Raw genomic sequence first — 11,687 nt, 5'->3', positions numbered from 1 at the left:
CATTATTACGACAATAAATAATCTTCGGCTATTTTGACATAAAAAAAAATAACTTATCGCCTGAAAAACAGCGTAATAGATAAAAAATAGTTATCAAGCAGATAAACGTGCAACAATAACTAAAACAATCTTTGTTTGTCTGTTTGCCTATCGTTATAATCGCCCAGCCTTTTGAGCCAAACTCAGGGAGAATCATCATGGCCATTAAAAACCATAATTATCATATGACAAAATTTGTCATTAGTGCACCCGACATTCGTCACCTTCCTAACGATACAGGAATTGAGGTGGCATTTGCTGGCCGTTCGAACGCAGGAAAATCCAGTGCGCTTAATACACTGACGCAACAAAAAAGCTTGGCCCGTACCAGTAAAACTCCGGGAAGAACCCAATTAATTAACTTATTTGAAGTTGAAGAAGGTGTTCGTTTAGTCGATTTACCTGGCTATGGTTACGCAGAAGTTCCCGAAGCCATGAAACGTAAATGGCAGCAAGCATTAGGGGAATATTTACAAAAAAGAGAATGTCTTAAAGGATTAGTGGTGTTGATGGATATTCGCCATCCACTGAAAGACCTAGATATGCAGATGGTCGAGTGGGCAGTCGCAATGAATGTCCCCGTTTTGGTGTTATTAACCAAAGCAGACAAACTTGCCTCTGGTGCTAAAAAGAAACAATTGATGGGAGTAAGACAGGCTCTAGCAGAGCTTGAGGGTGATATTGAAGTAGAAAACTTCTCATCACTTAAAAAAATAGGAGTCGATAAACTAGTTATCAAGCTAGATAAATGGTTTAGTGAACATTCAGCATAATCTCCCTCCTCTCTGATATTTGGCCGCTGTATCTATTCAAGGTATAGCGGTGCTTATCCTCAAGCATCCATGACAAACCTATGAATTTCAAACAAAAAAATGCTCCAGTCAAATAATTGACTGGAGCAGCTAATATTCAGCTAAATCCGATTACGTGAAGTAAAAGGTCTGAAAGATAGAACATCTTACCTCTGTACCCTACAAGAGATACTGTACTGTATTTTCTGGTCGAAAAAAAGTCTTTTTGTAATTTTTTTTCTTTGCTTAACTCGATTCAGCGTAAATTTCACCGAAAAAAAAGATATATATTGTACTTTTACAACATATTAACGGGATGTAGATCTCATTAATATGTAACAGATTAAATTATTACAATAATAATTAGTTTTCTAACTGGTGTAAGTATTAATGTTGTACCAACATAGTAATCACGGTAATAGTAATAACAGTAATACCAATATAATAATGTCGTTTTTTAAGATAAAAAATCTCTCTGCTTATGCAGAAGATGTAAATATTGGTAGCTAAGCTAATAAAAAATTAAACCGTATGGGCGTCTTTTGCTATCGCCTTACTCGTCCCTCTAAAGGCACCAAGAAACCACACCGTCTTTAGCAAAAATGAGAATAATTAAGTTTTATATTGGTTAGATAATAGAAGCGTAGATGCTGATTAAACTCTTAATATTTTACTATGATTAAATTATTTATCTAATTGATTCTATACAATAAAATACTGAAATCGCAAGAGAAATAATAAAATGCATAACATGCAAGCAAATGCTATTACCAGCATCCACTGTTTTCTAGTTGCATGGTTGCTCAGAGAAGTCTTTATTTCCTCGCTCAGGCCAGCATCGTTGTGTTTTAACCCGATTAATTATTTGCCATTTATCTCCCTGATAACTCATTGTAAAAATTGTTTTTTCTGCTGCAACCGAATCATCCTGTAAATCAGATTCTTCAATCGTAACCACCGCTTTATCAGGCAATTCTCCACTATTGACATGTTGAGTTATGCTTAAATTAGTAACACTTTCTTGAAATGAATCTCCCATTGAATCTAAAGCAAGCTGAATCGGATAATTTCTGCTAGGTGTAGGTGCACTATCCGCTACTTTTTCCTCTATTTTGTCACACCCGCTAGCAAGAAATGCCATCGTGCTAATCATCAGTAGCAAAATAAATTTATTAAAATATATCAATGTATTACCTCCAACTTAATAATAACCCACTAAATATAACAAAGTATCAATGATAACAGTGTTTGATAATTCTTTAGCGACTCACTCAGTTCCAATCTAATATTTTTATATATTGGATTCACTAACAAAAAGAGAGCTACAAAGTAACTCTCTTTTTTGATTATTTAATGTAATCCAACTTAAATAAACATTTGAAAATCAAATAATTAAATTAATGTGCTTCATCCCAATTATCACCAACACCGACTTCAACTTTTAATGGCACATCCAGCGACATGCTATTTTCCATTAAACTTTGAATTCTCTGCTTAACACTTTCTAACTCGGACTCTTTGACTTCAAAAACCAATTCATCGTGTACTTGCATCAGCATTTCAGCATGTGGTTTCTCTGTCTGTAGCCAATGATCGACGGTAATCATCGCTTTTTTAATAATATCAGCCGCAGTTCCTTGCATTGGCGCATTAATCGCTTCGCGCTCAGAGGCTTTACGGCGCATACCATTACGCGAGTTAATCTCTGGTAAATACAGACGACGGCCTTCGAGTGTTTCAACATAACCTTGTTCTGCGGCTTGCTGACGCGTTCTCTCCATATAGTCTAAAACGCCCGGATAGCGTTCAAAATAGAGATCCATATAGCGCTGCGCCTCACTGCGAGAAATTCCCAATTGACGCGCTAAACCAAAAGCACTCATGCCATAAATCAGACCAAAGTTAATGGCTTTTGCACTGCGACGTTGATCATTTGTGACTTCATTCAGTGAGACCCCGAAAACTTCAGCCGCCGTTGCTCGGTGAATATCTTTACCTTCAGCAAAAGCGGTCAGCAAGCCTTTATCCTGAGATAAATGCGCCATAATGCGTAATTCAATTTGTGAATAGTCAGCAGCAACAACTTTATACCCGTCACGAGCAATAAAAGCTTGGCGGATCCGGCGACCTTCAGCAGTTCTAACCGGGATATTTTGCAGATTCGGATCGCGAGAAGATAAACGCCCTGTCGCAGTTACCGCCTGATGATATGAAGTATGTACCCGCTGAGTTTTTGGATTGATCATCAGCGGTAATTTATCGGTATAAGTCGATTTTAGTTTTGCCAGCCCTCGATGTTCTAATAACAGCTTTGGCAACTCATGATCTATCGCTAATTCTTCAAGGACTTCTTCATTCGTGGAAGGCGCACCACTTGGCGTTTTTTTAACCACAGGCAACTGTAATCTTTCAAATAAAATCACCTGTAACTGCTTAGGAGAAGCTAAATTAAATTCTTCGCCAGCCAGCGTATAAGCTAATTTTTCTAATTCGCCTAAACGAGCAGTTATCTCTTTTGATTGCTCAGCTAAAACTTTTGCATCTATCAATACACCTTTGCGTTCCATGCGAGATAATACTGGCACTAATGGCATTTCTATATCAGTAAATACATGTTTTAATTTAGCTTCAGCTTCAATCTGTGGCCATAGTGCCTGATGTAATAACAAAGTGACATCGGCATCTTCTGCAGCATAATTAGCCGCTTGTTCTAAGGCAATTTGATTAAATGTCAGCTGCTTTTTGCCCTTTCCAGCAAGCTCTTCAAAGGTGGTAGTTTTATGGCTAAGATGTCGCTCAGCAAGGCTATCCATATCATGGCGCCCCATCCCTGCAACACTATTTAAAACGTAAGATTCCAGCATAGTATCAAAACCAATGCCTTTTAACTCAATCGCATAATTTTCTAAAACACCACGATCATATTTTAGATTTTGACCAATTTTGATAATGTTTTCATTTTCTAAAATTGGCTTCATCGCGGCTAAAACATCATCTAATGGCAGCTGATGGGGGGCATCAAGATAATCGTGTGCCAAAGGCAAATATGCCGCATGACCAGGTTCAATTGCAAAAGACATCCCTACTAACTGGGCTTCATGGGTATCTAAACTATTGGTTTCAGTATCAAAAGCAAACATTTTGGCAGTACGTAGTTTTTCTAACCAGCGCTCAAAATCTGCTGGTTCAAGGATCGTTTGGTAATTTTCTGCCGTTAATAGTGGGACCACTGGCGCAGCAGTCACTGTTTCAATTTTAACTTCAGCCGCGGAGGTAGCTTTGGCTGACGCGGAAGGTTTAGCTGCTTTACTGTCTAACCAACTGCCATTTTCCACTTCAGTCAGCCAACGTTTGAATTCATAACGGCTAAATAATTGATGTAATTTATCGGCATCGAGCGCTTGTACTTCTAGTTGCTCACAATCACGGTCTAGCTCAACATCTGTTTTGATCGTTGCCAGCTGATAGGATAAAAAGGCCAGTTCACGGTTATCGACCATCTTAGGTGCTAATGTCTTAGAACCGCGAAAGCCCAATCCGGCAATATCATCAAGACGGTTATAAATTTCTTCTAAGCTACCGATACCTTGTAATAATGCCAAGGCGGTCTTTTCACCTACGCCGGGTACGCCAGGAATATTATCCGAAGAGTCCCCCATGAGCGCCAGAAAATCAATAATAAGCTCCGGTGGTACGCCATATTTAGTAACCACTTCTTCTGGCCCTAAAATCGTATTGGTCATGGTATTAATTAAAGTGACATTAGGCTCAACTAATTGCGCCATGTCTTTATCACCAGTACTAATTAATACATGGCGACCCTGTGCGCTGGCTTGTTTGGCTAATGTACCTATCACATCATCCGCTTCTACGCCCGGTACCACCAGCAGAGGTAATCCGATAGCTTCGACCATTTCATGCAATGGCGCGATTTGTTCACGTAAATCGTCTGGCATCGGTGGGCGATGAGATTTATAACTTTCAAACAGTTCATCACGGAATGTTTTGCCTTTAGCATCAAAAACTACCGCAATATGGCTCGGTCGGTATTGCAGGATCAGACTGCGTAGCATATTTAGCACACCATACATCGCACCAGTCGGTTGCCCAGCACTGTTAGTCAGCGGAGGAAATGCATGGTAAGCGCGATAAAGGTAGGAAGAGCCATCTACCAGAATAAGAGGGTTTTCAGCTATCTGAGCCATAATCTGTCATCATCTATTTTGAGGATTGAATGGCAATAGAATGCCATATTGCGGGCATATAGACGAATATTGTCTGCAAGAAAAGCGGATTTTCCTGCTGTGGATATTTGCATATGCTGTGGATAACTCTGTGAACAGAAGTATGTATCTGTGTTTATTCAATAAGTAAGAAAAGATCAAGTATAAAAACAAGAAAATAAAATCAATGAGTTAGCTAATATTAGATTGATCCAGAACAAAAACTTATTATTTATCGGTTTGTGGATATTGATATTGTTATCAATAAAAGCAGAGGAGATGATGGCAATGGCTGAGATTAAAGCCATTGCCATAAAAAGTACTTTATTTTTGTGTAATTAATGAATTAATCACGTTAGAAAACTCTTTAGCGTAATTATTCGGATCATCAACATTGATGCCGGCATTATTTATTTGATATTTACCATCAACATAAATTGCTGGTACACCTCTTAATTTCAGATTCTTCGCCGCATCTTGCTGCTTTGCAACCAAAGATTTAACGACAAAGCTATTTAGTGCCGCATCATATTCTTCAGCTGAAATACCTGCTTTGACAAATGCATCACGAATATCATCCGTGGTACGGATAGATTGAGTTTTCTGAATACCTTCAAATAGAATTGGAGTTACTTTTGCTTCTGCATTCAGCACAATAGCGACAGCCCAAGCTTTAGTTAATTCAGGACCTAAAGGACCTAAGAAATCAACATGATAGCGTTCCATTTTCACCCCAGAAGGTAAATTTCCCTCAACTGTCTGTGGGATTTTATACACGCTTTCGAATTGGTAACAATGCGGGCAATAGAATGAGAAAAACTCTAGAACCTCGGGTAAATTTTGTACGGTTTCTTTTAACTGAGTATACTGCTTACCTTCGGTATAATTCGCAGCAGAGGCGGTTGTCGCCCCAAATGCCATGGTCAAGGCGACCAAAGCTAACCAAATTTTTTTCATCTTAAATTTTCTCCAGAAAATAAAGTCAATCCAATTAATAAAATGGCGTTAATGACAAAGGTGGTTCCTGTAATACGGTCATTTGCCGCGTAAATTCACTCACCTGTCGATGCCAAAAATCACTATCTGTCATCCATGGAAAAGCCTTAGGGAAAGCAGGATCCTGCCAACGCTTGGCAATCCACGCGAGATAATGGACCATTCTCATAACGCGTAACGGCTCAATCAGTTTGAGTTCTTGCAGATCAAAATCGCCAAACTCACTGTAAGCCTCTAGCAGCGTATCCAATTGAATACGCTGTTCTTGACGATCACCGTTTAATAGCATCCACAAATCTTGGATAGCGGGTCCATTACGGGAATCATCAAAATCAACTAACCAAGCTTCATCACGCCACAAAATATTCCCCGGATGGCAATCCCCATGCAGGCGTAACATAGTGTAATCTTCCGGCCATTGTTGCTTAACTAGTGCTATCACTTTTTCGAGGATCTCGAAGAGCGGATCACGAGCCTTTGCTGCCACCAATGAACTGCTCGCTAAGATCTGCATCGGGTTAACTAAATATTCATCAATGCTAATCGTCGGTCGGAATGAAAATAACTGCTTCTTTCCTATTTGATGAACTCGGCCTAACACACGCCCTACATCTTCCAACTGAAACAGATTATCTGTTTCATATTGACGCCCGCCAATACTCGGAAATATAGCAAATAAAAAGCCACTAAATTCGAGAATGGTCTGCCCTGCAAATGCCAATGGTGCAACAACTGAAAGCCCAGATTCTTGTAATTCAAGAATAAAATCATGTTCTTCTTGGATTTGAGAACGACTCCATCGCTCAGGTCGATAAAATTTAACCACATAGCGACGGCGATTTTCATCCATGAACTGATAAACTCGATTCTCATAACTATTTAACTCAGTTAATCCTGAATCTAAATACAGCCCTGCTTCCATCAGAGCATCCAAGATTAAATCTGGCGATATATCGCCAAAATGGAAATGTGTTTTTTCAGTCACGTTGACCTATCGCTTAGTCTTTAATAATGCCTCTGGCTCGCAGAATGGCGGTTTTAAAATCTTCCTGATAATCTTTTTTCAGGCCGGGGATCACTTCGTTGCTCTCTGTTCCTCTCATTTTCAAATGATAGATAAGCACGTCGTCGGTCAAATCGGCCAACTCACCTTGAAATCCAGCTTCATCAGCTAATTTTTGTAATAATTGCACCAAATTTAAATCGGAATTATCTTTCCAAACCGGGTGGATAAGCTCTATTACTTCATTTAAGCGATGGCATTTCATGGTTTATTCCTTATTCTATTGATAGTCATAATGATCAACGAAGCTCAGCCGCAAATATAACCGCTACTTGCAGCAATAACGAATATATCATACACCAGAGGAAACCAAGAGGTGTCAATATGAGTAAAGGTTATGGGTTATTTATTGAGACTCCGATTGATTTTATAGCAAAATATCGTGGTTATTTAATCTCAAATAATCCATATATTGATATGCTGACACGACACCACCACAATCAGCAATAATAATTAAATAACCCAATCCGTAAATTAAAATATTTTCGTTAAGATAAACAGGAAAACTGAATATGGTGGCAAATCAATTAATAATCGATGCTCCATTGATTACCGGAGCTATTCTAGCTGGCGGTCGCGGTTCCCGCATGGGCGGGCAAGATAAAGGCTTAGTTTCTCTAAATGGACAACCGCTATATGCTTATATTGTGGAAAGATTAAAGCCACAAGTAAACCGTCTGGTTATCAACGCCAATCGACACCTTGATATTTATCGTCAAAGCAATTTGCCAGTAATCACCGATCTAACGCCCGATTTTTCTGGCCCCTTGGCGGGAATGCAGGCCGTACTAGCCGAGATAACTACAGATTGGGTGATATTTGTCCCCTGCGATGTACCCTCATTTCCGAAAAATTTAGTGCAAAAAATGTGGGAAGAAAAAGGCGATGCCATTGCCTGCTATGCCAGTGATACATATCGTGAACACCCTACATTTACTCTATTACATCGCTCCGTTGAACCGCAATTAAAACAGTATTTAAATAATGGCGATCGCAAATTGATGTTATTCATGCAAAAAGTGTCTGCTAAGTGTATTGTTTTCCCTTCAGAGACAGGAGCATTTGCAAATCTGAATACTCCAGAAGATTGTGCTAACTGGCAAAACAATGCCAACTTATAAAAAATAACGGCAGAATAAATGATGAATAACACGATATACCCCCTGCTTGGGATCACTGCTTATAGCGGTACCGGTAAAACAACATTATTAAAAAAAGTGATCCCTCTACTGAGAGAACAGCACCTGCGTGTTGGTATGATAAAACATACTCATCATGATATGGATGTTGATAAACCTGGCAAAGACAGCTACGAATTACGTAAAGCCGGAGCTTTGCAAACCTTAGTCGCCAGCCAGCAGCGTTGGGCACTCATGACTGAAACGCCAGAAAATACTCCATTAGATCTGTATTATTTAGCCCGTCGATTTGACCATCAGTCACTTGATCTGATCTTAGTTGAAGGTTTTAAACATGAGCCGATCCCAAAGATCGCTTTATTTCGTCAAGCACTCGCCAGACCCCTTGAGCAACTGATTGATCCCTATGTTGTCGCGGTTGCCAGCGATCAGATTTTAGAGACTGAATTACCACAATTAGATATTAATAATCCACAACAAGTCGCGGATTATATTATTTCTTGGTGGAAGAAAAGTGGCTTTAATGCTATTAAGAAAACTCATCCAATTAGCTAAATAATTGACCTACCTATAGCGCGCTATTAATCCCATAACAGATCATAACTAAATAAAAAGCCAGCAACTCATATCATATAATCGAGTCACTGGCTTAGTTGGATATTGATAGCCTCACTTAAGCGAACCTATTTTTTATCTCATAATTACTGTTTATCTCATAGTAACGAATTCTTCCGCCCCTGTAGGGTGGATAGCAACAGTATTATCAAAGTCTTTTTTGGTTGCGCCCATTTTTAACGCTACCGCAAAGCCTTGCAACATTTCATCGACACCAAAGCCAATCCCATGAATACCGACGATTTTTTCTTCGCGGCCCACACAGATTAATTTCATACGGCATGGCTGACGATGCGATGTTACCGCAGTATACATGGCTGTAAATGATGAGGTGTAAACTTTGACCTGATCTTCACCATACTGCTGTTTCGCCTGAGGTTCAGTCAAACCGACGGTACCAATCGGTGGATGAGTAAACACCACAGTCGGAATATTGCTGTAATCTAAATGCTCATCTGGCTTATTATTAAATAAACGTTCAGATAAACGACGTCCCGCAGCAACAGCGACAGGCGTTAACTCCACCGCACCGGTATTATCGCCAACAGCATAAATTCCATCGACATTAGTATTCTGGTATTTATCAACCTTAATATAACCTTTCTCATCTAGCTCAACACCCGCCGCTTCAATGTTCAGATTATCGGTCATTGGCTCTCGGCCAATTGCCCAAATTAAAGTATCTACCGTTTGCTCATGGCCATTTTCAAGCTTCAGTGTCAGGCTACCATCTGCATTTTTAATCACTTCCTTAGGAATAGATTGTGTATGCAGTTTAGGACCTTCGGTGTTCATCACTTCTACCAGCGTATCTACTAGCAGTGGATCAAATGAACGTAATGGCGCATGTTTGCGAACAAAAAGATGAGTTTCACTGCCTAAACCGTTCAGTACACCCGCTAATTCAACAGCAATATAGCCGGCACCGACGACTGCAACACGCTTAGGCAACGCTGCTAACTCAAAAAAGCCATCAGAGGTAATCCCGTATTCTGCACCAGGAATTTGAGGGATAACTGGGCGACCACCGGTGGCAATTAAAATATGATCCGCGGTAATTTTTTCGCCATTAACGTCTAAAGTATGTGCATCCACAAAACGTGCAAACCCGCTGATCACGTCAACATGATTATTACCCAGTACACGATCGTAAGATTGATGGATACGATCAATATAAGCAGTACGGCTAGCGATTAATTTATCCCAATCAAAACGGTTTACTGTCGTATCAAATCCGTAATCAGGGCCGTAAGCATGAATAGCTTCGGCTATTTGCGCTGCATGCCACATTACTTTTTTAGGCACACAACCGACATTTACACAGGTGCCGCCCAAGGCTTTTGCTTCAATGATGGCACATTTCTGTCCATACATGGCCGCGCGGTTCATCGATGCAATGCCGCCACTGCCACCACCAATTGCGATATAATCGTAATGTTTGCTCATAGTTGGCTCGTTTCCATTTAATCAATTTATTAACAGGCTAATATTTTCGTACCTTAATGTCTATTATGGGGATGAAAATTCCAATTTCAGATAGCTATTACCTCTCACTACGATTGGAAATTCCATCAAACATAAAAATTAACTGAGTATTAAGGCTGAAAATAATTTATTCCGGCACAATCCAATCAACCAGCGTATGCCCCGTGCCTTCTGGCACTAATGCTTTATGCAACCAAGGCAATACCGCGTTCATTTGTTGCTCAAGTTTCCACGGTGGGTTAATAACTATCATCCCTGAAGCTGTCATACCACGTTGATCACTATCAGGGCGAACCGCTAATTCAATTTGCAGAATATTGCGAATACCCGTGCTTTGCAGCTGGCTGATCATACGTTTAATTTGTTGTCTTAATACTACCGGATACCAAATGGCGTAAGTCCCGGTAGCAAAGCGTTTATGCCCTTCATGGACGCCACGGACAACCGCTTCATAATCAGATTTCATCTCATAAGGCGGATCAATTAACGCAAATCCACGGCGTGTTGCTGGTGGAAGTTTGGATTTTAACTGTTGATATCCATCTTCTCTCAGCACCAATGCGCGCTGCTTGTCGCGTAAAAATTCACCGCGTAATAACGGATAATCGCTGCTATGTAGCTCAGTGAGCACTAATTTATCCTGCTCGCGTAATAACTGTTTGGCAATAAATGGTGAGCCCGGATAAAAACGTAATTTACCTTTATCATTAATGCCTTTAATAACATTAATATATGGTGCCAATTCAGCGGGGATATCACTTTGTTCCCAAATTCGAGCAATACCTTCTAAATATTCGCCCGTCTTTTCAGCATGTTCGCTGGTTAATTGATACCGCCCGGCTCCTGCGTGGGTATCTAAATATAAAAAAGGTTTTTCTTTTTCTTTTAATGATTCAATAATCAAACTTTGTACAGTATGCTTCAATACATCGGCATGATTACCGGCGTGGAAGCTGTGGCGATAACTCAACATAAATTCATTACCATTTGGTGTTTTAATAAATTAATTTTATATACCCTAAATCACGACCTTAAATCACGCTAATGTTAAATTAGCTCAATACGTTTAAATCAGCGAGTTCGAAAAAAGTCTTCAAGAACTAAACAACTGTAACCGAAAATATGATGGGCATGAATTGCCATCTTATCCCACATTCGAGTGCAAAAATAGATTAACCGAAGAAAGACCCAATGGCTGATACCTTATCTCTCCCTACATTATAAATCCGCTGCTGACACCATAAATTCGTTATTGATGCATAATCTTTTTACTCGATAAAATCACTACCGAAAAGACACTATCGATATTTAATAAATATATTTCACACTGTACGAT

General features: G+C 39.7%; 11 protein-coding genes. 3 read left to right on the top strand and 8 right to left on the bottom strand.

Annotated elements, in window-relative coordinates:
- The first annotated feature begins 197 nt into the window (after window positions 1-197).
- Complete coding sequence (gene yihA, locus MNY66_RS01090) at window positions 198-812, top strand: ribosome biogenesis GTP-binding protein YihA/YsxC (protein ID WP_047255336.1); 615 nt, start codon at window positions 198-200, stop codon at window positions 810-812.
- Window positions 813-948: 136 nt separating this feature from the next.
- On the opposite strand, the gene spfP is transcribed toward yihA, so the two are convergent.
- The 6 genes from spfP to MNY66_RS01065 form a co-directional block, all read right to left on the bottom strand.
- Entirely contained in the window at window positions 949-996 is a 48-nt protein-coding gene (gene spfP / locus MNY66_RS18160) for a small protein SpfP (RefSeq protein ID WP_438361642.1), read from the bottom strand.
- A gap of 621 nt (window positions 997-1,617) precedes the next feature.
- The gene (locus tag MNY66_RS01085) at window positions 1,618-1,971 is read right to left on the bottom strand and encodes a hypothetical protein (protein WP_156170985.1); all 354 of its coding nucleotides are present in this window, start codon (window positions 1,969-1,971) and stop codon (window positions 1,618-1,620) included.
- A 256-nt stretch (window positions 1,972-2,227) separates the two neighbouring features.
- Window positions 2,228-5,035, bottom strand: a complete 2,808-nt coding sequence (polA, locus tag MNY66_RS01080; RefSeq protein ID WP_241501266.1) for a DNA polymerase I — start codon at window positions 5,033-5,035, stop codon at window positions 2,228-2,230.
- A gap of 342 nt (window positions 5,036-5,377) precedes the next feature.
- Window positions 5,378-6,010 (bottom strand): thiol:disulfide interchange protein DsbA, encoded by a 633-nt coding sequence (gene dsbA / locus MNY66_RS01075; protein WP_241501265.1) that lies wholly within the window; start codon window positions 6,008-6,010, stop codon window positions 5,378-5,380.
- 34 nt (window positions 6,011-6,044) lie between these two features.
- Window positions 6,045-6,971: a serine/threonine protein kinase gene (locus MNY66_RS01070; protein WP_241501851.1), complete on the bottom strand. Its 927-nt coding sequence runs from the start codon at window positions 6,969-6,971 to the stop codon at window positions 6,045-6,047.
- 76 nt (window positions 6,972-7,047) lie between these two features.
- On the bottom strand, window positions 7,048-7,317 hold the full coding sequence (locus MNY66_RS01065; protein ID WP_047255341.1) for a YihD family protein: 270 nt from the start codon (window positions 7,315-7,317) through the stop codon (window positions 7,048-7,050).
- A 307-nt stretch (window positions 7,318-7,624) separates the two neighbouring features.
- On the opposite strand from MNY66_RS01065, the gene mobA reads away from it, so the two are divergent.
- Window positions 7,625-8,233 (top strand): molybdenum cofactor guanylyltransferase MobA, encoded by a 609-nt coding sequence (mobA, locus tag MNY66_RS01060; RefSeq protein WP_241501264.1) that lies wholly within the window; start codon window positions 7,625-7,627, stop codon window positions 8,231-8,233.
- A 21-nt stretch (window positions 8,234-8,254) separates the two neighbouring features.
- The gene (gene mobB / locus MNY66_RS01055) at window positions 8,255-8,806 is read left to right on the top strand and encodes a molybdopterin-guanine dinucleotide biosynthesis protein MobB (RefSeq protein WP_418298633.1); all 552 of its coding nucleotides are present in this window, start codon (window positions 8,255-8,257) and stop codon (window positions 8,804-8,806) included.
- Between the two features lie 153 nt (window positions 8,807-8,959).
- Here mobB and gorA read toward each other — a convergent pair whose 3' ends face one another.
- Together gorA and MNY66_RS01045 are read right to left on the bottom strand one after the other, a co-directional pair.
- The gene (gene gorA / locus MNY66_RS01050) at window positions 8,960-10,312 is read right to left on the bottom strand and encodes a glutathione-disulfide reductase (protein ID WP_241501262.1); all 1,353 of its coding nucleotides are present in this window, start codon (window positions 10,310-10,312) and stop codon (window positions 8,960-8,962) included.
- Window positions 10,313-10,478: 166 nt separating this feature from the next.
- A complete protein-coding gene (locus MNY66_RS01045; protein ID WP_047255344.1) occupies window positions 10,479-11,324 on the bottom strand; it encodes a 23S rRNA (adenine(2030)-N(6))-methyltransferase RlmJ in 846 nt (281 codons plus the stop codon).
- Between the last annotated feature and the right edge of the window lie 363 nt (window positions 11,325-11,687).

Origin of the sequence: Moellerella wisconsensis, assembly GCF_022592395.1 — a bacterium.
Lineage (GTDB): Bacteria > Pseudomonadota > Gammaproteobacteria > Enterobacterales > Enterobacteriaceae > Moellerella > Moellerella wisconsensis.
Note: the sequence above shows the minus strand (reverse complement) of the source record. Positions and strands in the feature narration are given on the sequence as shown.

Excerpts from the sequence above, each read along its gene's own strand:
- yihA (WP_047255336.1), top strand. The coding sequence starts at position 198 with ATGGCCATTAAAAACCATAATTATCATATGACAAAATTTGTCATTAGT.
- gorA (WP_241501262.1), bottom strand. The coding sequence starts at position 10,312 with ATGAGCAAACATTACGATTATATCGCAATTGGTGGTGGCAGTGGCGGC.
- MNY66_RS01085 (WP_156170985.1), bottom strand. The coding sequence starts at position 1,971 with ATGGCATTTCTTGCTAGCGGGTGTGACAAAATAGAGGAAAAAGTAGCG.
- MNY66_RS01045 (WP_047255344.1), bottom strand. The coding sequence starts at position 11,324 with ATGTTGAGTTATCGCCACAGCTTCCACGCCGGTAATCATGCCGATGTA.
- mobA (WP_241501264.1), top strand. The coding sequence starts at position 7,625 with ATGGTGGCAAATCAATTAATAATCGATGCTCCATTGATTACCGGAGCT.
- polA (WP_241501266.1), bottom strand. The coding sequence starts at position 5,035 with ATGGCTCAGATAGCTGAAAACCCTCTTATTCTGGTAGATGGCTCTTCC.
- dsbA (WP_241501265.1), bottom strand. The coding sequence starts at position 6,010 with ATGAAAAAAATTTGGTTAGCTTTGGTCGCCTTGACCATGGCATTTGGG.
- MNY66_RS01065 (WP_047255341.1), bottom strand. The coding sequence starts at position 7,317 with ATGAAATGCCATCGCTTAAATGAAGTAATAGAGCTTATCCACCCGGTT.
- mobB (WP_418298633.1), top strand. The coding sequence starts at position 8,255 with ATGAATAACACGATATACCCCCTGCTTGGGATCACTGCTTATAGCGGT.
- MNY66_RS01070 (WP_241501851.1), bottom strand. The coding sequence starts at position 6,971 with ATGGAAGCAGGGCTGTATTTAGATTCAGGATTAACTGAGTTAAATAGT.